Origin of the sequence: Synechococcus sp. MW101C3 (assembly GCF_002252635.1) — a bacterium.
In the GTDB taxonomy this organism is placed as follows: domain Bacteria; phylum Cyanobacteriota; class Cyanobacteriia; order PCC-6307; family Cyanobiaceae; genus MW101C3.
This window is the reverse complement of record NZ_NQKX01000001.1, coordinates 211,848-230,509: the sequence shown is the minus strand read 5'-3', so window position 1 is coordinate 230,509 and position 18,662 is coordinate 211,848. Positions and strand designations below refer to the sequence as shown.

Annotated in this window: 16 protein-coding genes and 2 pseudogenes; 9 read left to right on the top strand and 9 right to left on the bottom strand. The window is 67.1% G+C overall.

From position 1 onward, the window contains the following. Positions 1-25 precede the first annotated feature (25 nt). Positions 26-673 carry an ABC transporter ATP-binding protein gene (locus CJZ80_RS01120; protein WP_094510433.1) on the top strand — a complete coding sequence of 216 codons (648 nt, stop codon included), beginning with the start codon at positions 26-28 and terminating at the stop codon, positions 671-673. A 14-nt stretch (positions 674-687) separates the two neighbouring features. After that, positions 688-1,602 carry an Hsp33 family molecular chaperone HslO gene (gene hslO, locus CJZ80_RS01115; RefSeq protein WP_094510240.1) on the top strand — a complete coding sequence of 305 codons (915 nt, stop codon included), beginning with the start codon at positions 688-690 and terminating at the stop codon, positions 1,600-1,602. 180 nt (positions 1,603-1,782) lie between these two features. Here the strand turns inward: hslO and CJZ80_RS01110 are convergent, their stop codons facing one another. The 5 genes from CJZ80_RS01110 to CJZ80_RS01090 form a co-directional block, all read right to left on the bottom strand. Continuing rightward, on the bottom strand, positions 1,783-2,496 hold the full coding sequence (locus CJZ80_RS01110; protein WP_094510239.1) for a CPP1-like family protein: 714 nt from the start codon (positions 2,494-2,496) through the stop codon (positions 1,783-1,785). An 87-nt stretch (positions 2,497-2,583) separates the two neighbouring features. Then, positions 2,584-2,808: a hypothetical protein gene (locus tag CJZ80_RS01105; protein ID WP_094510238.1), complete on the bottom strand. Its 225-nt coding sequence runs from the start codon at positions 2,806-2,808 to the stop codon at positions 2,584-2,586. Positions 2,809-2,880: 72 nt separating this feature from the next. Next, positions 2,881-4,539, bottom strand: coding sequence for a peptide chain release factor 3 (locus tag CJZ80_RS01100; protein ID WP_233132691.1), 1,659 nt, complete (start codon positions 4,537-4,539; stop codon positions 2,881-2,883). Between the two features lie 4 nt (positions 4,540-4,543). Further along, complete coding sequence (locus CJZ80_RS01095) at positions 4,544-5,359, bottom strand: hypothetical protein (RefSeq protein ID WP_144036864.1); 816 nt, start codon at positions 5,357-5,359, stop codon at positions 4,544-4,546. Between the two features lie 63 nt (positions 5,360-5,422). Further along, a complete protein-coding gene (locus CJZ80_RS01090; protein WP_094510236.1) occupies positions 5,423-6,094 on the bottom strand; it encodes a class I SAM-dependent methyltransferase in 672 nt (223 codons plus the stop codon). A gap of 220 nt (positions 6,095-6,314) precedes the next feature. Between CJZ80_RS01090 and nrdJ the strand changes: the two genes are divergently transcribed. From nrdJ to CJZ80_RS01070, 4 genes and pseudogenes are all read left to right on the top strand, one after another. Further along, positions 6,315-8,618, top strand: a complete 2,304-nt coding sequence (gene nrdJ, locus CJZ80_RS01085) for a ribonucleoside-triphosphate reductase, adenosylcobalamin-dependent (protein WP_233132734.1) — start codon at positions 6,315-6,317, stop codon at positions 8,616-8,618. Further along, complete coding sequence (locus CJZ80_RS01080) at positions 8,615-9,553, top strand: 3'(2'),5'-bisphosphate nucleotidase CysQ (RefSeq protein WP_094510234.1); 939 nt, start codon at positions 8,615-8,617, stop codon at positions 9,551-9,553. Before nrdJ ends, CJZ80_RS01080 begins: the two co-directional genes overlap by 4 nt. Before the next feature lie 41 nt (positions 9,554-9,594). Then, positions 9,595-10,245, top strand: a complete 651-nt coding sequence (gene cysC / locus CJZ80_RS01075) for an adenylyl-sulfate kinase (protein ID WP_094510233.1) — start codon at positions 9,595-9,597, stop codon at positions 10,243-10,245. A 292-nt stretch (positions 10,246-10,537) separates the two neighbouring features. Next, positions 10,538-11,208: pseudogene (locus CJZ80_RS01070) on the top strand (sugar nucleotidyltransferase); the annotation flags it as partial. Between the two features lie 396 nt (positions 11,209-11,604). Here CJZ80_RS01070 and CJZ80_RS01060 read toward each other — a convergent pair. The 4 genes and pseudogenes from CJZ80_RS01060 to CJZ80_RS01045 all read right to left on the bottom strand — a co-directional run bounded on the left by CJZ80_RS01060 (position 11,605) and on the right by CJZ80_RS01045 (position 15,859). Then, on the bottom strand, positions 11,605-11,859 hold the full coding sequence (locus CJZ80_RS01060; protein ID WP_255374096.1) for a DDE-type integrase/transposase/recombinase: 255 nt from the start codon (positions 11,857-11,859) through the stop codon (positions 11,605-11,607). A 55-nt stretch (positions 11,860-11,914) separates the two neighbouring features. Continuing rightward, positions 11,915-12,070 (bottom strand): annotated as a pseudogene (locus tag CJZ80_RS15865) (IS3 family transposase); the annotation flags it as partial. A 173-nt stretch (positions 12,071-12,243) separates the two neighbouring features. After that, positions 12,244-12,393, bottom strand: a complete 150-nt coding sequence (locus tag CJZ80_RS15860) for a transposase (RefSeq protein WP_369802972.1) — start codon at positions 12,391-12,393, stop codon at positions 12,244-12,246. Between the two features lie 610 nt (positions 12,394-13,003). Beyond that, positions 13,004-15,859 (bottom strand): RNA helicase, encoded by a 2,856-nt coding sequence (locus tag CJZ80_RS01045; protein WP_094510229.1) that lies wholly within the window; start codon positions 15,857-15,859, stop codon positions 13,004-13,006. 65 nt (positions 15,860-15,924) lie between these two features. Here CJZ80_RS01045 and CJZ80_RS01040 point away from each other — a divergent pair, with 65 nt between their 5' ends. From CJZ80_RS01040 to CJZ80_RS01030, 3 genes are read left to right on the top strand one after another with little or no spacing between them, the layout of a single operon-like run. Beyond that, a complete protein-coding gene (locus CJZ80_RS01040) occupies positions 15,925-17,139 on the top strand; it encodes an aminotransferase class I/II-fold pyridoxal phosphate-dependent enzyme (protein WP_233132690.1) in 1,215 nt (404 codons plus the stop codon). Further along, on the top strand, positions 17,136-17,828 hold the full coding sequence (locus CJZ80_RS01035) for an alpha/beta hydrolase (RefSeq protein WP_094510227.1): 693 nt from the start codon (positions 17,136-17,138) through the stop codon (positions 17,826-17,828). Before CJZ80_RS01040 ends, CJZ80_RS01035 begins: the two co-directional genes overlap by 4 nt. Continuing rightward, on the top strand, positions 17,825-18,634 hold the full coding sequence (locus CJZ80_RS01030; RefSeq protein WP_094510226.1) for a methyltransferase domain-containing protein: 810 nt from the start codon (positions 17,825-17,827) through the stop codon (positions 18,632-18,634). Before CJZ80_RS01035 ends, CJZ80_RS01030 begins: the two co-directional genes overlap by 4 nt. The last annotated feature ends 28 nt before the right edge of the window (positions 18,635-18,662 follow it).

The following is an 18,662-nucleotide window of genomic DNA, read 5'->3' as shown; positions in this document are numbered from 1 at the left end:
CAAGCTGGGGGAAGCGAAACCCGCCATGCTCGAGCTTCGATCCCTGCGCTACCACCCGGCCACCACCCCAGCCGCCCTGCTCGACGGGGTGGAGCTGCGCCTGGAGCCGGGCCGGCCCGCCCTGGTGGCCGGGCAGAGCGGCTCAGGCAAGACCACCCTGCTGGAGCTGATCTGCGGTCTGGCGGACCCCGATGGCGGCGCGATCCTGTGGGAAGGGCAGGCGTTGAACGCCAGGCAGCGGCGCGGGCTCTGCGGCCTGGTGTTTCAGTTTCCCGAGCGCCATTTCCTCGGCCTCACGGTGGGCCAGGAGCTGAAGCTGGGTCAGCGGCGGCTGGCGTCGGAACGGGTCGAACAGGTGCTCACCCGGGTGGGGCTGCAGGGGCTGTCGCTGCAGCAGCCGCCGGAGCGGCTCAGCGGCGGCCAGCAGCGGCGGCTGGCGCTGGCGGTGCAGTTGCTGCGCGATCCGCCCGTGCTGCTGCTGGATGAACCCACCGCCGGCCTCGACTGGTCGGTGCGGGAAGAGGTGCTGCAACTGCTGCAACTGCTGGCGCGGGACCGGGTGCTGCTGGTGGTGACCCACGAACCGGAGCTGTTCAAGGGCTGGGTGAAGGAAGGCTGGCGGCTGCAGGGCGGGGCGCTTCAGCCCCTGCCGAGGCTCCGTACGATGCCCTGAGTTGGGGCGGGACGATGCCCGATCGATTGGTACGGGCCACGGCCGCCGATGGCGGCATCCGCATGGTGGCGGCCCTCACGACCGTCACCACGCGCTACGCCCGTCGTCGCCACGGCCTCTCGTACCTCACCACCGCCGTGCTGGGCCGGGCGATGACCGCCGGTCTGCTGCTGGCCAGTTCGATGAAGGTGGCCCACGGACGGGTGAACCTGCGCATCCAGTCGGACGGACCGCTGCGCGGCCTGATGGTGGATGCGGGCCGGGACGGCACCGTGCGCGGCTACGTGGGGGCGCCGGGCCTGGAGCTCGATCTGGTGGAAACGCCCGAGGGCCTGCACCGCTTCGACTTCCGCAAGGCCACGGGCACCGGCTATCTGCACGTGGTGCGCGACCAGGGCAAGGGCGAGCCGTTCAGCAGCACGGTGGAGCTGGTGAGCGGCGGCATCGGTGATGACGTGGCCTCTTACCTGCTCCATTCCGAGCAGACCCCGTCGGCGGTGTTCGTCGGTGAGCAGATCGACAGCAGCGGTGTGCGTTGCGCCGGTGGGGTGCTGGTACAGGTGCTGCCCAAGGCGGCCCGGGAACCGGCGCTGGTGGCCCTGCTGGAGGAGCGCTGCCGCGAGATTCAGGGGTTCAGCCAGCGGCTCGCCGACTGCAGCGGCGATCTGCAACGCCTGCTGGAAGACATCTTCCCGGACCTCGATCCCCAGCTCCTGGAGGATGCGGAGGCCAGCCAGAACGTCACCTTCCACTGCCCCTGCACCCGCAGGCGCAGCGTCAATGCCTTGCGGCTGCTGGGGCGTGACGAGCTCGACACGATCCTGCGCGAAGACGGCCGCGCCGAGCTCACCTGCCATTTCTGCAACGAGGTGTACGGCGTGGAGGCGCCCGAGCTGCGGGAACTGATCGAGGAGCTGGCGGCTGTCTGAAGGCCACAGGCGCCTGAGCCGGAAGCGGACTGCAGCCTCACAGCCCTCAACTGGGCGTGCGGAGGCAAAGTCTGCACCCGGCAGGCATGGAAGCCTGCACGGGCTGTGAGCGTGCCCTAGGGGCATCACTGGCGTGCCCCCACCAGACTCAACCAGGGCGACACAAACCTTCGGCAGCCGTCAGGCCAGCAGCAGGGCCCCCAGCAACAGCAGGATCAGTGCCGGCAGGCTCTGGAGCTGTTCGCCCGCCAGCGGCAGCCCGAGCGGCAGGGCCGGATCAACGAGCTGGGCGAGCACGCCGCCCATCAGCAGGCCGAGGCCCAGCAGAGCGAAGCTCCAGCCCACCGCCGCCAGAAACCGGCCGTTGCGCCGCTGCAGGTTCACCACCGTGAGCAGGGTGGAGAGGGCGAGCAGCACCGTGTCGGAGGACGGGGGGGACACCAGGAGCAGCAGCAGGATCGCTCCTTGACCGGCCAGTGGCACCCAGCGCTCACGGCCCTCGGCCAGGGCCAGGCGGGGCATCGAGAACTTCGGCCGCGTGAGTTTGCCGCCAGAGAGCTGGGGCAGGGAAGGCATGGCCGGCAAGGCAGGCCTGGAGGGGGCCCGGGCGATCACGGCCGGCTTCACCTCTTCCCGCTTCGAGGCACTGAGGGCGGCGCTGCTGACCCGGCCCTGTTGCCGCTCCCGCAGCCGTTCCATCAGTACGGCGTCGTAGGCGGCTTCCACGCGGGCGCGGGCCTGGGGGTCGTCTCCTACCGCATCAAGGCACTGCTGACGCGCTCCCTGAACTTCGTCGAAGCTGGCATCAGAAGCGATGCCGAGCCGTTCGTAGGGGCTGGAACCATCGCTGGGGCCGCCGGTCGCGCCGGGGGGCAGGGCAGAACCGTTGGTCATGGCCTCCGGTGCGGTGAGCAGGGTCGTGGTACGAGCGTATCGAGGCGCGCCCCATCCGGAGGCCTCCGCTGCCACCGAACCAGTGCTTCAGAACAAAGGTTCGCTGGAGTGGAAACCGCCTTCCTGCTGAAGATGCCGGCGGCAGGCTTCTGCCTCTTTGAGCGGCAACCACTGGCGCCGCTTCAGTAAAGGCATCTGGGGCGGGAGGTGGCTGCCTTCGCGCACCTCGACGGCTTCCTGGCTGGGAAGGAAGCGCACGTAGTCGGAACCTCCGTCGTGGCGGGGGCGAACCAGCCAGAAGGGCTCGGCCATGGCTGTGATCTTTCGTTGCAAAGATTCTGGCGGGCCGGGAGCAGCGCCGTGGGCACCCGCATCAGCAAATGCTCAGAGGGCGATCGGCTCCACGCCGCTCACCACCGGCGCCACGGCGCTGAGCTCGAAGGCGGGGTGGTCTTCCCGCAGCTGGTTGAGATTCCACTCGTTCTTGAACAGCAGCACCGGCCGGTCCCAGGCGTCGCGCACGGTCTTGCAATTGAAGATGCGCCCCACCGCCTCCAGCGCCGCCCAGCCGCCCACCACCCAACGGGCCACGCTGAAGCCGAGGGGCTCGAGGCGCGTTTCGACTCCGTATTCGTTCTGAAGCCGGTATTGCACCACCTCCATCTGCAGCTGGCCCACGGCCGCCAGGATCGGGTCGCGCTTGCTGGCATCGGTGTCATAGAGGATCTGCACGGCTCCCTCCTCCCGCAGCTCGTTCACCCCCTTGCGGAAGCTCTTGAACGCCGACGGGTTGGGGTTGCGCAGCCAGGCGAACAGTTCAGGGCTGAAGCAGGGGATACCTTCGTATTCCACCTTGCTGCCGGCATAGAGGGTGTCGCCGATGGCGAACATGCCGGGATTGTTCAGGCCGATCACATCACCGGGATAGGCGTCCTCCACCACCTCACGGTCCTGCCCGAACAGCTTCTGGGGACGAGAGAGGCGGATGGTGCGGCCGCTGCGGGCATGCCGCACGCTCATGTCCTTCTCGAAGTGGCCGCTGCAGACCCGCACGAAGGCAATGCGGTCGCGGTGGCGCGGGTCCATGTTGGCCTGCAGCTTGAACACGAAGCCGCTGAACTCCGGCCGCAGCGGATCCACCGGGCCGTCGCTGCTCAGCCGCGCCACCGGCCGCTGCGCCAGCTCCAGGAAGGCATCCAGGAAGGGACGCACGCCGAAGTTGGTCATCGCCGAACCGAAGAACACCGGGCTCAGTTCCCCGGCATGCACCAGCTCGAGATCGAGCTCGGCGCCGGCACCATCGAGCAGCTCCAGTTCCTCCAGCGCCGCCGCCAGCAGTTCCGGTTCCACCAGCCGAGCCAGCTCGGGGCTGCCGGCCGCCAAGCGCTTCTCCGCCGACTGGCGGCCCCGCTCCGCCCGCTCGAACAGGATCACGTCCTTGCTGCGGCGATCGATCACGCCACGGAAACGATCACCGCTGCCGATCGGCCAGTTCACCGGCCAGCAGGTGAGGCCCAGCTCACTTTCAATCTCATCGATCAACTCGAGTGGCTCGCGGCCCGGCCGGTCCATCTTGTTGATGAAGGTGAAGATCGGCACCTTGCGCAGCCGGCAGACCTCGAACAACTTGCGGGTCTGTGGTTCGAGGCCCTTGGCGGCGTCTTCCAGCATCACTGCGTTGTCGGCAGCGGCGAGGGTGCGGTAGGTGTCTTCCGAGAAATCCTGGTGGCCTGGCGTGTCGAGCAGGTTCACCGTGCTGCCGGCGTAGTCGAACTGCAGCACGGTGGAGGTGATCGAGATGCCGCGTTGTTTCTCGATCTCCATCCAGTCGGAGGTGACCTTGCGCTGCTCTCCCTTGGCCTTCACCGCACCGGCCTGCTGAATCGCCCCCCCGTAGAGCAGCAGCTTCTCGGTGAGGGTGGTCTTGCCCGCGTCCGGGTGGGAAATGATCGCGAAGTTGCGCCGCTTCGCCACCGCTTCAGCCAGGGCAACCCCGGCCATGTCGTCGCTGGGGGAAACGGGTGGGGGGGAGGCGCTGGTCATGGTCTCAGCCTGCCAGGCCGAGGCGGCTGTCCGGCCGGCAGAGGCTGCGCAGCAGGTGGGCACCGAGGGCCAGATCCCGCTGATGACTGAAGGCCTCCAGCTCCAGCTGGCGCACCAGGGGGGGGATGCGGGCGTAGAGAGGCTGGGCGAGCAGTTCCCGCGCTTCCGGCGACAGGCGTACCGGCAGGCCCAGGGGGGTGGGCGGCCGCCTGAGGCCGCCTGCTCGGCAGCTCTGGGCCACATGGATGGCCTCGTGGTTGAGCACAGCGGCGAAATCAAGGGTGCCGCGGTCGGGCACATCCGGCCGGATCCGGATCACCGCCTCACGGGGCACCCATTCGCCGGCCGCCGCCGCCACCCGCGGGGTGGTCAGCTCCACCCGCACCCCCAGGCCCCACAGCTGGGCGAGCAGGGAAGTGATGGCGGACCGCTCGGCGGTATAGCGGGGCGGATTGCGCAGCAGGTCGTGGATCTGGGCCATGGTGAGATCTCTTTCACCACGGCGCTGCCGGTACACGTAGCGGAGTCGGCCATCGGGCAACCGTTGCGGGCGGGGCAACCAGGCCTGATCACCGGCATCGAGCCGGGCGAACAGCAGCGCTTCCCAGGTGGGCTGGATCGGACCGATGCTGGCCGGAGGCGCCTGCAACCAGGCGGGAGGGCGCAGAGCCTGTGCCACCACCGGCGCGCTCGCCAGTGGCACAAGGCCCATGGCGGCTACCGCGATGGCAAGAACAGCCGCGGTAGCGGCGCCGGTGGCTGGGGCCAGCGCCAGGGCAGGCCTCCAGGGCCGGCGCCAACGGCGGGCGTGGGGCAGCACGGAGAGAAGTGCAGCAACGAAGGAGCCCCTTTGGTTTAGCGGCAGCCGGTGGCTCCCCGCCGTTCAGGCCAATCGTCCCCAGACCTCCAGGTAGCGGTCGTCGAGCTCCCGCACCGCCAACCCCTCGATCCCCGCCTGCTGGAGCTGCGCCTCCACCTCCACGCGGCGAAAGGCCGCCCGCAGCGACTGGGCGTAATCACGCCGCAGCACGGGCGGAGCACCGGCGGCATGGCGCTGCACCAGCTCTTCCAGGGCCGCTGGATCCGACGGACGGCGCAGATCCTTGATGCAGATGGCCGCTCCGGGGACCGCCAGCCGGCGCACCGCCTGCCACAGCACCATCGGATCGTGCAGATGGTGCAGAAGGCTGTTGCTGACCACCGCCGTCCAGCGGCCCTCCTGCGGCAGGGCACCCCCCGGCGTCAGCAACAGGTGCTGAAAGCTCAGCCCTGGCCAGCGGTCCGGCGTGGCCTGCAGGCGCGCGGCGGCGATCGCCAGCATGGCGGGGGCGCCATCGAGACCCAGCACCCGGGCCGTGGGATAACGCTCCGCCAGCAGGAAGCTGATGTTGCCGGGTCCGCAACCCAGATCGATGATCCGCGGCCCCAGCTGTGGCCCGAACAGGTCCTCGGTGCGCTTGAGCAGGGCGCGGTCACCGGCAGCGAAGTCGGCGTCGGCATAGGCGCGCGCCTGCTCGGCGTCGTCCATCAGCTCGGGCTCGCAGATCCGCTCCATGGCCACCACCGCAGCGCCGCCAGCCTGGCGCAGCCCCGGCGGGGCGGCAGCCGGCGCTGGTGGGGCGGTCAGCCCCTGGCGAGCCGTACAGACACTGCCGCTGGTGCAGGATGAACCTTGCGCACCCCACAGGTGGGGTTAAGGTTTCTCCACGCGCCACGCTGCCCCTGTTTCCGTGACCCTCTCCGCCACGCCTGCCACCGCAGCCGAGCTCACCCGGCTGGCTGGCCTGCCAGAAGCCGCCGCTGCGGATTTCCCCGTCACGGCGCCGGCGGCGAACCCGGTCTTCTACCGCACCTACAGCCGCAAGACTCCGAACGGGCGCGAAAGCTGGCAGGAGGTGAGCGAGCGCAACCTCGAAGGGCTGCGCAGGCTCGGCAACCTCAACGCCGAGGAAGTGGCCCTGTTGCGCCGGATGCATAAACGGCAGCAGGCTCTGCCCTCAGGGCGTTGGCTGTGGATCGGTGGCACCGACTGGATCGAGCAGCCCCAGAACTTCTCCGGCGCCTACAACTGCACCTCCACCAACCTGATCGACTGGGAAGCCTTCGGTCTGATGATGGACCTGGCGATGATGGGCTGCGGCACGGGCGCCATCATCGAGCCTCGGCTGATCGATCGCTTGCCTGCGGTGCGCAACCGCCTGCGGATCACCTCCGTCACCGACATCGGCGCCACTCCCGCCGGCCAGCGCCAGGAGCACACCACCCACACGATTACGGGCCACGACGTGGCGATCAAGGTGGGCGACACCCGCCGCGGCTGGGTGGACAGCTACCAGCTCCTGCTGGAGCTCAGCAGCGATGTCCGCTTCGACGGTGAGGTGACGGTCAGCGTTGACCTCTCCGATGTGCGTCCTGTGGGCGAAACGCTCAAGGGGTTCGGCGGCATGGCCAACCCGGTGAAGCTCAAAGACCTCTACGGGCGCGTCGCCGAGATCCTCAACAAGGCCCATGGCCGCCAGCTCAGCTCAGTGGAATGCTGCCTGCTGATCGATGAGGCGGCCGTCACGATCGTGGCCGGCAACATCCGCCGCAGTGCGGGCATGCGGCAATTCTGCGCAGACGACGCCTCCGCAGCCGGCGCCAAGGAGAACCTCTGGCAGCAGGACGCGGAAGGCAACTGGCGCATCGACCCCGAGCGCGATGCGCTGCGCATGGCCAACCACACACGCGTGTTCCATACCCGCCCCAGCCGCGAGGTGGTGCGGGAGGCGGTGCTCAAGCAGTTTCAGAGCGGCGAAGGCGCCATCCAGTTCGCCCCCGAGGCGATCGCCCGCTCGAATGCCGACCTGCTGTCCACCCCTGAACTGCGCAGCGAGTTCATCACCATCTACTGCGATCAGGGCCGTGAGGAAGCGGGCCGCTGGCTGCAGCTGAACCATCCGCAGATCACGGACGCCGAACTTGAGCACCGCCTCAGCCGCTACGGCCTCAACCCCTGCGGCGAGATCCTCGGCGCCGATTTCCACTGCAACCTGGCGGAGATTCACCTCAACCAGATCGACCCCGCCGACCACGAGGGCCAGGCGGATGCCTTCCGCGCCGCCGGTCTGGCGGTGGCCTGCCTGCTGAACCACCGCTTTGAGGTGGAGCGTTACCGCCAGAGCCGTGCCTGGGATCCGATCGTGGGTGTGAGCTTCACGGGCCTGTTCGATTTCTTCGTGCATGCCTTCGGCACCCCCTGGCTCAATTGGTGGGAGGAGGGCCGTCCGGACAGCGAGGCCGGGCTGGCGTTCAAGCAACAGGAAGCCGCCTACCTATCGCGCTGGAAGACGGCGGTGAACGAGGCCGTGTGGGACTACTGCGACCGCCATGGTCTGCGCCGCCCGAACCGCTGCACCACGGTTCAGCCCGCCGGCACCAAGAGCCTGCTCACCGGCGCCAGCCCCGGCTGGCATCCGCCCAAGGCCCAGCGCTTCATCCGCCGCATCACCTTCCGCAAGAACGATCCGGTGGCACTCGCCTGCATGGATTACGGCTACACGATCGTGCCGAGCCAGAGCGACAAGGATGAACAGGGCCGCCTGCTGGATGATCCGTTTGATCCCCGCTGCACCGAGTGGCTGGTGGAAATCCCCACCGAAGTGAGCTGGGCCAACCTGCCCGGCGCCGACGCCGTGGAGATCAACAGCTTCTCGGCGCTGGCCCAGTTTGACTTCTACATGCAGGTCCAACAGCACTACACCGCCCACAACACCTCAGCCACGGTCGAGTTCCGCGAAAACGAAATCGAACCTCTCGCTGAAGCCATTCACGCAGCGATCGATCAAGGCAAGGGATACATCTCGGCGGCGCTTCTGGCCCGCTTCGATGCCAACGCCACCTTCCCCCGCCTGCCGTTCGAGCCGATCGACCAGGCCACTTACCAGCGCCTACAGGAGGAGGTGGCGGCGCGGCGCCGCGAATTCGATTTCTTCGCCTCCCTGCAGCGCTACGACAACGGCGAACTGGTGGAGGCGGGTCCAGCCGGCTGCGACTCCGACAAATGCCTGCTGCCGCTGGCCAAGCCCCAGAAACCATGAAGGAGCTCTACTTCGCAGAAAGCACGCTCGCCGGCCATCAAGTCGCCGCGGTTCTCACTGCCGTTCGGCGGCTGTGCTGGGAGGCGGCGGCCATCCTGCGGGCCTATGCCCGCGGCGACACCCCTCCGTTCGGCTATCCGCCGATCCTCTCGGTGGATGAGGATCCCAAAGGACCAGTCACGGCAGCCGATCTTGCCGTCAACGAGCATCTGATCAAGGGGCTGCAGAGCGCCTTCCCAGCAGCCTCCTGGGCCATCCTCAGCGAGGAGACCACGGGTCAGTGGCCCGCCGATCAGGCCATCGCCAACGACTGGCTCTGGATCCTCGACCCCCTCGATGGCACCAAGGACTTCCTTCAGGGCACCGGCGAATACGCCGTGCATCTGGCCCTAGTGCACCAGCAGCGGCCTGCCCTCGGGGTGGTTCTGCTGCCAGAGCTCGATGAGCTCTGGTTCGGGTGGCTCGACCCCGACGGGATCGAGCCACCCGTCGCCTGGAAGGAAGCGCCGGACGGGGAACGTCATGCCCCTTCCCTGAGCGGGCGCACCGCACTGTCGAGCCTGATTCCGGTCACCAGCCGCAGCCACCGCGACGACCGGCTGGAACAGCTGATGACCTCACTGCCGATCGCCAGCGGCATCGCGCGCGGGAGTGTGGGGGGGAAGGTGGCGTCGATCCTGCGCGGCGAAACCGACCTCTACATCTCCCTGTCCGGCAAGACAGCTCCGAAGGACTGGGACATGGCGGCTCCCGAAGCGGTGCTGCTGGCAGCAGGTGGCGCCTTCACTCACGCCGATGGGCGGCCTTTGCTGTACAACACTGGGGACTTCCGCCAGGCCGGTTGCCTGATTGCCAGCCACGGACCTGCCCACCAGGTTCTCTGCGATGCCGCGGCAGCAGCCATGGCCCGCATTGATCCGGCGGCAGCGCTCTGATCTGGCGGTGCTCTCCACTCCTGTACCCTGCCGATCCTTCCATGCCTGTGAATGCAAGCGGTGAAGCCAGCAACGTGATCAAATCCAGCAACATCGTCTGGCATCAGGCCTCGGTGGATCGCAGCAGCCAGGCGGAGAGGCAAGGTCACAACAGTGCCATCCTCTGGTTCACCGGGCTCTCGGGCAGCGGCAAGAGCACCCTTGCCAATGCGGTGAATGCGGAATTGTTCACCCGCGGGCTCAGCAGTTACGTGCTGGACGGCGACAACATCCGCCACGGCCTCTGCAAAGACCTGGGCTTCTCGGATCACGACCGGGAGGAGAACATCCGGCGGATCGGAGAAGTAGCAAAGCTGTTCCTTGACGCGGGCGTGATTGTTCTTACGGCGTTCGTCTCCCCCTTCCGCGCCGATCGTGACAAAGCCCGGGGGCTTGTCGGTGAGGGAGATTTCATCGAGATTCACTGTGCCGCCGACCTGCAGGCCTGCGAAAATCGGGACCCGAAGGGGCTTTATGCCAAAGCACGTGCTGGTGAAATCAAAGAGTTCACGGGAATCTCCAGCCCCTATGAGGCCCCGGCTGCCCCGGAACTGCGCGTGGAAACCGGAACATTAAATGTGGACCAGTGCGTAGATCTGGTGATGCGCGAACTGGAATCCCGAGAGATCCTGTCATCACCAGCTGGCAGTTGACACCACAAGCTTGACTCTGACCCTTATCGCTCTGCACGCTGCTGGAGTCATTGACACTCTGTGGCAAGCACAGCTTATGCAACCAATAAAGATCACGCCGCAGCCCCCATGGCGAATCCCACGAAACAATCATGCGTTGATTTCCAGCGAAGCAACACAAAATGGCATGCTTCAATACAACAATGACATTGTAGAACACGAGCAAAGCTCAATCAACTACATCAACGCATCAACGCATCAACGCATCAACGCATCAACGCATCAACGCATCAACGCATCAACGCATCAACGCATCAACGCATCAACGCATCAACAAGCTCCACCTCATCCTAACAGAAGAGGAATCATTCTTGCCGGTGGAAGTGGAGCTCGCTTGGCGCTGCTGACCACAGCCATCAGCAAACAACTGATGCCTGTTTACGACAAGCCTATGATCTACTACCCACTCAGCACCTTAATGCTGGGAGGAATCACTGAAATCCTTATCATCACCACCCCCAACGACCAGGAAGCTTTTCGTAGGTTGCTGGACAATTGAAGACAATGGGGAATCACGATTGAATACGCCATTCAACCCAGCCCTGGTGGGTTAGCGCAGGCTTTTTTTAATCGGCGAGCACTTTCTGGGCAACTCGCATGCCGCGTTGGTTGGTGCTCGGGGACAATCTCTTCCACGGACACTACCTGGTGTCACAACTGTTGTGCGCAGGGGTCGGAGAACCTGAAGCCACAGTGTTTGCCTATCCAGTTAGTGACCCTGAACGCAATGGGATTGTGGAGTTTGAAGCCAACGGTCAAGTGCGCTCCATTGAAGAGAAGCCGGCAAAACCAAAGCCGCGCTACGCGCTGACGGGGCTCTATTCTTATGACAACACTGTGGTTGAAGGAGCCAAGAGTCTGCACCCCTCCTCACGTGGCGAACTGGAAATCACAGATCTAAATCTGCTCTACCTCAACGACGGCATGTCATTGCAGCCAACCAAAGGAAACCCCAAGGATGGTCACTCATCAATGTGAACTCATTTGCGATCGAAGGTCCACTGCTGTTCACGCCAAAGCTGATCAGTGACGAGAGGGGGTTTTTCTACGAAAGCTGGAAGATCAAGAGTTTTGCCATCTGCCTGGGCATGGACCCCGACGTGACCCCCTTGATCGGTTCAGGCCTGATGAGAGTGGATGGTTGTGGTCATGCGGCAGCTCCCTGTTGAGCTGCCTCCAGGGGCGTACGCCCCTGGAGGGCCGAGTGTGGCCTGTAGACGAAGTCGAGCGGAGCTCATACGACTCCGCAAACCTGTTCTGCAACGGGGATCCTGGCTCGATGGTGGCCGTGGTTGTGCCGCTGGTCTCGCACCAGCCACGTCAGGCCTGGGAGATGAATTCAGGCCCGTTATCTGACCGGATGAACGCTGGTGCCTGGTAGAGGCCCGTGAGCGCCTTCAGCACCGCCACTACGTCCTTGGCCTTGCAGCGCCTGCGTACCCGGATGGCCAGGCAGAGGCGGCTGTGCTCGTCGATCACGTTCAGGGATTTGAGCCGACGGCCATCGGCGGTGGCGTCGAACTGGAAGTCCATGGCCCAGACCTGGTGGGGATGTTCCGCCCGGTAACGCCTCACCGAGCCGTCGGCGGGCCGTGCCCGCTTCCGTGTCCTGGGAATGGGCCCGCTGTAGGCCTTCCTCCCGCCAGAACCGTTGCACCCGCTTCTGGTTCACCGTCCAGCCCTTCCGCCGCAGGAGGCGGTAGGCCATGCGGCGGCCCCAGCGAATGTGGTCAGCCGCGATCTGCCGCAAGCGATGCCGCAGCTTGACCTCCTCCAGTTCGATCACCTTGCCCCCATGGCGATGGGTGCTGCGGTGCTGGCCCACCACACGGCAGGCCAGCCGCTCCGAAACCCGGAAGCGTGCGCGCGAGACCTCAACAGCCCAGCGCCGACGTTCCGGGCTCAGAAGTTTCCCGTCGCACCGCAAGGTCCTACTGCTTCTCTTCGAGAAGGCTTCGCCTAGAGCCGGGCGTTCTCCTTCTCCAGCTGAGTCAGCCGTCTGGCTTCCTCGGCCTGCATCCCCCCGTACTGCTGTCTCCAGCGGTGGTACGTCGGCTGCGTCACCTCGATGACGCGGCAGACCTCTGCGACGGTCTTGCCCTGGGCGATCAGTTGCTATGCCGTTTAGAGCTCGCGGATGATCTGCTCGGCTGTGTGCCTGGTGCGTTTCATGGTCGAATCCCTGGCCCAATCTGGCCGGCTGAGGATCTCATTCACCCTGGACCGGTTTTCGGGGTCCACGTCACTTCCTCCATTTGTAGGGGGTGACCACATGAATGCACAGCTCCTGGGAAATCCTGACCACGCTTTGCCGGTGCGGCGGGATCATCCGTGTGGAGAGGTGTCATCTCTACTGGCAGAGAGGAGTCCTTTGGGTCGCTCAGATTGATGGACGTTTTCTGATACGCCACCAGATCCATCTCCGCCAGAATCATCTCGCGACAGAGGCTTCGCCAAGCCCTCGGCCTCAGGAAGCGTGCGCGTCTTGGCAGTAATCTGATCAGAGTTACCGTAGGCGCAGACTTCCAAGAAGCGGTCTGGAGCTATTGCCACCGATTGAACCCAGCTCTCATCTGCAATCACAAGGGGAGTTTAAACGAGTGCCTGGAATATGCAGGCTCTCCCTAAGCACGTGTGGGCGATGGTCACGAAGCTGATCCCACAGAAGCTTATGATTGCCGTTGATCGAGATGAATGGAAGTTTTACCCACCCAGGCCACTATTCCACCCCTTTCGTTCCTTCATCTGCAAGCGATGGGGGAGAGGGTGCTGCTGGATTGGGGGCTGCAGAGGCAGTGGCGCCGGGTAGATCCTGAAGCTCACACACCGGGAAGCGGTTGATGGCATTCAATGCCTTTCGCGCCGTTGTTCTCAGTAGTTCACTGAGGGCTTCGGCGTACGGCACCTGGGCGAGCAGATCCACCGTGCGGCGCAGGATGCGCACCACATCGCCCTCGTCCAGCGAGGTGTTGGCCATCACATCGACCCAGCTGGTACCGGACGCCCAGGCATGCACGAGGCCCATCAGCTCCGGCTCCCACCAGGCCGGAACCACCACAGCCGCCTTCTCCTGCTGGCGCAACAATTCCCGCCGCAGGCCACCAAGGTCGCGCAGAGCTTCCTCCGCCAGCGGTGGCGGGTCGTAGGCACTCCAGAGATCGGGGCGGTTCACCTCGGTGCTGATCGCTTCGAACACGGCGGCCAGTTCGGCCGGACTGAGTTCGTCGAGATGGCCGCTCATCAGTGACAGTCCGAGCCAGAGCTCGTTGTCGCCGCGCAGGGCCGCAACGGTGCGGCCCACCTCCGTGGGCACCAGACCATCCGGCCCCGCCAGCGCGCCGAAGAAGCGCAGGATCTCGATCAAGGACAGGAAGGTGTCCCAGTGACGGTTGGAGCGGTGATGAAGCAGTCGCTGCCGCTCCTCGATCTCCGCGTCCAGCTCCTCCATGCGGCGCCGCTGCTTCTTGAGCTGGCGGCGGTCACCCCAGGCGTGAGCAGGGTGACGCTCAAGCTCCGCTTCCAGCTGCTGCACCCGCAGGGCCTGATCGCGCACCTCACCGGCCAAGTCGTACTGGGGTGTGGTCATGTCGTGGCGGCGGGCCATCGAGCCCACCGCCAGCGCCAGACCGCCACTGTGCTGATCGCCATGACGAAGCTCGCCAACGTGGCGCAGCTCCGGGGCCGCGATCGTGGTCACCTGCAGGCAGCTGAGCTCCGCATGCAGGCTCACGACCGCATTGCAGGGCACCAGGATCCAGATGTTGTCGTCAGTGAGGCAGAGCAGCAGCGGAAACTGACCGGGCCCCATGGGTTTCTCCACGATCACCGCCGGGGTGACCCGGCCCCTGAGCTGCGGGCACTTCAGGCTCACCAGCGTCCCTTCGCTGGCGAACTGCAGCGCCAATGTGAGCTCGTGGGCGAGGGTCTCCTCGGCCTGCTGCTGCAGGATCCGCAGCAGCCGGCGCTCCTCGCGCAGGTGGTCGCGTTGTTTCTCATAGGCCTCAAAGGCCTCCCAGGGGACGTCGTCGCCGAGACCCGTGAGCTGCTCCAACTGCTGGCGCAGTTCAGCGATGCGGGCCTCGTCTTCTAACAGGTCGATGTTGGCGAGATAGCGGCCGAAGCTTCGCTCCACCAGCTGCCGGGCTTTGGCCAGGTCGTAGCGCTGCAGCAGGTTGAGCACCATGCCGTAGCTGGGCGTGAACTGGCTCACCAAGGGATCTGCGGGGCTGGTGGCCAGCGCCCCCGCCTCACGCACCCCCTCGAAACGGCTCTGCACCGTGACCACATAGCCCTGCACATCGAGGCCACGGCGGCCGGCCCGGCCCGCCATCTGCAGGAATTCGCTGCCCATCAGAGGTCGATGACCCCGCTCGGTGCGCTTGGAGAGCGCAGAAATCACCGTGGTGCGCGCCGGCATGTTGATGCCCGCCGCCAGGGTTTCGGTGGCGAAGACCACCTTCACCAGACCCTGCTGGAACAATTCCTCGATCAGCTCCTTCCAGGCCGGCAGCACGCCGGCGTGATGGGCGGCGATGCCGCGCAGCAGGGCCTCGGCATGGCCCCCCTCCCGCACGGCCTCCGGGGTGACGGCCACAAAGGCGTCGAGACGACGGCGCACCACCTCCGCCTCCTGCGCGTTGAGCAGATTGCTGCGGCCCAGATCCCGCACGGCCTTGTCGCAGCCGCGGCGGCTGAAAATGAAGTAGATGGCCGGAAGCATCTCGCGCTCGGCCAGCTGGGCCACCACGAAAGGCAGCGGTGCCGGCTCCGGCTGGGGCGGCCGGGGTGTTTTGCCCTTGCGGCGATCGCCCTTGGGGGCACGCCACACCTTGCAGTTCGGGTGGAGCCCGGTGCCCTCGTCGTTGAGCAGCGGATGGAGGCCCTTGGCGCTGCAGAAGCTGAAGGCCAGCGGCACGGGCCGGTGGTCGCTCATCACAAGCGTGGTCGGACCGTGCACCCGCTCGATCCAGTCAGTGAGCTGGCCGGCGTTGGCCACCGTGGCCGACAAGGCCACCAGCTGGACCGCCGGTGGGCAGTGGATAATCGACTCCTCCCAGACCGTGCCGCGCTGGCTGTCATTCATGTAGTGGCACTCATCAAGCACCACCGCCTCCACGTCAGCGAGCGGATCGTCGCCCCGATCCACCTCCGCATAGAGCATGTTGCGGAAGATCTCCGTGGTCATCACCACGATCGCCGCTTCCCGGTTCACACTCAGATCGCCGGTCATCAGGCCGACGCGCTCCTCGCCGAACTGCTGGCGGAAATCGCGCAGCTTCTGATTGGAGAGGGCCTTGAGCGGCGTCGTGTAGAAAACGCGCTGCCCGTGGGCCAGCGCCCGATGGATGGCGTATTCGCCCACCAGGGTTTTACCGGAGCCAGTGGGGGCACTCACCACCACCGAATGCCCCTGGTTGAGGGCGTCGATCGCTTCCAGCTGGAAGGGATCGAGCGGGAACGGGAACAGCTCCTCCACCGGAGACACAGGCTTCGGCTCGTGGTGGGGCTCCGGAACAGGCACCGCGGGGGGAACCGTCGTCGCAGCGGACGGAGCGTCGGTACCGGCAGTGAGCATGCAGAGATTCTATGAGCCCCGGCGCGGCTGGGCAGACTGGTGGGCCCCGTGGCCCCCAGTGGGTGGTGAACGTGCTCCCGGCCGGTGATCCTGCCGATCCCCTCAGCTCCCTGTGGCCATCCCTCAGCCGCGTCCCCCCCGACCGGCGCCGGCGGCTGCGCAGCTTTGCCACCACGGCCGGCGGCGGGCTGAAGGCCGTGGTGGGCGCCGGTGAGGCGGCAGCGCCACTGCTGGACCTGGCCAGCAACGACTATCTGGGCTTCAGCCATCACCCCCTTCTGCAGCAGGCAGCCTGCGACGCCATCGCCAGAGACGGCACCGGCTCCGGCGCCTCTCCGCTGGTGACAGGCACCCGGCCGGTGCACACCCTGCTGGCCGAAACCCTCGCCAACTGGCTCGGGCGTGGGCAGGTGCTGCTGTTCCCCAGCGGATTTCAGGCCAATCTGGCGGCCGTGCTCGCCCTCACAGGGCGGCACGGGGTGGTGCTGGCGGACCGGCTGATCCATCACTCGCTGCTGCTGGGGGTGCAGGCCAGCGGCGCCCGCCTGCTGCGGTTCCGCCACAACGACAGCGCCGACCTTGAACGGCGGCTGATCCAGCAACGGACAGCGGAGCCTCAGCGCCAGACGCTGGTGATCACCGAGAGCCTGTTCAGCATGGAGGGCACCAGCCCGGATCTGGCGGCCATCGCCCGCATCTGCCGGCAGCAGAGGGCGCGGCTGTTGGTGGATGAAGCGCACGGGCTCGGCGTGTTGGGGCCGGGCGGACGGGGCCTGGCCCATGGCCTGGCAGGGGTGAGCCTGGTGAGCGGCACCTTCGGCAAGGCCTTCGGCAGCGGCGGCGCCTTTCTGGCGGCTGATGCCCCCCTGGCCGACTGGCTGCTGCAGAGCTCAGGCGCTTTCCGCTACTCCACGGCCCTAGCGCCCTGCCTAGCGGCGGCTGCCCTGGCGGCCCTGGAGCTGCTGCAGCAGGATCCCGGACTGGGGCAGGCCCTGCTGAACCGGGCGGAGCGCTGGCGCTGCGGCCTGGCCGCAGCCGGCTGGCAGCGACCGGAAGGGACCGGGCCGGTGCTGCCGCTGCTGGTGGGCAATGACGGGGCCGCCCTGGCGCTGCAAGCGCAGCTGGAGCGGGCCGGTCTGCTCAGCGTGGCGATCCGCCCGCCCACGGTGCCTGAGGGCACCTCCCGCTTGCGACTGGTGCTGAGCCGCAGCCTGCCCACCGGCACGCTGGCGCGGTTGCTGGCCGCCCTCGGCACGCCGGTGGCCGGTGGCGGCCGATGAGCGGGCAACTGCTGGCGATGCATGGCTGGGCCGGCGACAGCCGGGCCTGGGAGCCGTGGCGGGCAGCTGCCGAGCCACGCGGCTGGAGCTGGCACTGCGGCGAACGGGGCTACGGACCGCTGCTGCCCCGGATCCCCGCCTGGGAGAACGGATCGCCCCCCGGCAGGCGCGGTGTGCTTGTCCATTCACTCGGGCTGCACTTATTGCCTCCAGCCGTGCTGGCCTCCGCCGATGCGGTGGTGCTGCTGGCGAGCTTCGCGGCCTTCGTGCCGTCAGGGAGGGAAGGCCGCCCCCTGCGCGCTGCCCTGGCCGGCATGGAAGCGCGGCTGGCCGGCGGGCAGGCCGCGGACCTGCTGGCGGACTTCCTTCGCCAGGCGGCAGCACCCGATCCCGCCGACCTGCTGCCACCGGGCCCGGGGAGCGAGCCACTCACGGCAGCGGGCATCGAGCGGCTGCGCAGCGATCTGGACCTGCTGGGGCGGGTCGACAGGCTGCCGGCAGCGTTTCCACTCGCAGCCCGGGTGCTGCTGGTGGAAGCCGAGGATGACCGGATTGTCGCCGCCGCCAGCCGGGCCGCCCTGCGGCGGGCTCTGCCCGCGGCCACCGTCTGGCAGATCGCCGGAGCGGGCCACAGCCTGCTGCGCGCGCCCCTGATCGAGCCCGTGCTCAGCTGGCTGGAGGCGCCATGACCCTGCAGGAGCAGGTGCGCAAGGCGTTCGGCCGCCACGCCGGTACCTATGAGCAACGGGCCAGCCTGCAGCGGGCGGTGGCCTGGCGGCTGGCCCGCCACTGCCGCGAGCTGCCGTTGGTTGCCGGCCCCTGCGCCGACCTCGGCGCCGGTAGCGGCCTGCTGAGCAGGGCGGTGCAGCAACTGCGGCCGTCACTTCAGCCCCTGCGCCTCGACCTCTGCGCCGAGCTGCTGCACCAAGGTGCAAGGGACGGGGGGGAATCGCTGCTGTGGGACCTCAACACCGGCCTGCCGCCCCAGCTGGAGAACGCCTCGTTGCTGGTGTCGAGCTTTGCGTTGCAGTGGCTCGAGTGCCCGCAGGATCAGCTGGAGCACTGGTGCCGCCGCCTGGCCCCGGGCGGCTGGCTGGTGCTGGCGGTACCCACGGCCGGCAGCTTCCCCCAGTGGCTCCAGGCGGCGGCGGGGGCGCGGGGGCCCTGCAGCGCCCTGCCGCTGCCCGAAGCCGGCGCCTTGGTGCATGGCGCCCAGCGCCACCTGAAGCTCAAGGCACAGCGGCGCCTGCGCTTCAGCCGCTTCGCGCCGACGGCGCTCACCTTTCTGCGGCAGATCCAGGCGCTCGGTGCCGGCAGCACGCCTGCGGCGCCACTCACACCCGGCCAGTGGCGCCGGCTGGAGGCCGCCTGGCCGGCGGAGCCCACCCTGAGCCCAGCCGGCCGGCCGCGCAAGCTCCTCACCTGGGAGGTGCTGGTGCTGATCGGTCAGCGGCCCGCTCCCAGCCCGTGGCGCCAGGCTGGCACTGTGGCGTGATGAAGCAACCCCGGCAGGAGGCAGCAAG

Coding starts and splice junctions, on each gene's coding strand:
- CJZ80_RS01080 (WP_094510234.1), top strand. CDS start 8,615: ATGAAGGAGCTCTACTTCGCAGAAAGCACGCTCGCCGGCCATCAAGTC.
- CJZ80_RS01090 (WP_094510236.1), bottom strand. CDS start 6,094: ATGGAGCGGATCTGCGAGCCCGAGCTGATGGACGACGCCGAGCAGGCG.
- hslO (WP_094510240.1), top strand. CDS start 688: ATGCCCGATCGATTGGTACGGGCCACGGCCGCCGATGGCGGCATCCGC.
- CJZ80_RS01035 (WP_094510227.1), top strand. CDS start 17,136: ATGAGCGGGCAACTGCTGGCGATGCATGGCTGGGCCGGCGACAGCCGG.
- CJZ80_RS01045 (WP_094510229.1), bottom strand. CDS start 15,859: ATGCTCACTGCCGGTACCGACGCTCCGTCCGCTGCGACGACGGTTCCC.
- CJZ80_RS01030 (WP_094510226.1), top strand. CDS start 17,825: ATGACCCTGCAGGAGCAGGTGCGCAAGGCGTTCGGCCGCCACGCCGGT.
- CJZ80_RS01105 (WP_094510238.1), bottom strand. CDS start 2,808: ATGGCCGAGCCCTTCTGGCTGGTTCGCCCCCGCCACGACGGAGGTTCC.
- CJZ80_RS01120 (WP_094510433.1), top strand. CDS start 26: ATGCTCGAGCTTCGATCCCTGCGCTACCACCCGGCCACCACCCCAGCC.
- CJZ80_RS01100 (WP_233132691.1), bottom strand. CDS start 4,539: ATGACCAGCGCCTCCCCCCCACCCGTTTCCCCCAGCGACGACATGGCC.
- CJZ80_RS01110 (WP_094510239.1), bottom strand. CDS start 2,496: ATGACCAACGGTTCTGCCCTGCCCCCCGGCGCGACCGGCGGCCCCAGC.
- cysC (WP_094510233.1), top strand. CDS start 9,595: ATGCCTGTGAATGCAAGCGGTGAAGCCAGCAACGTGATCAAATCCAGC.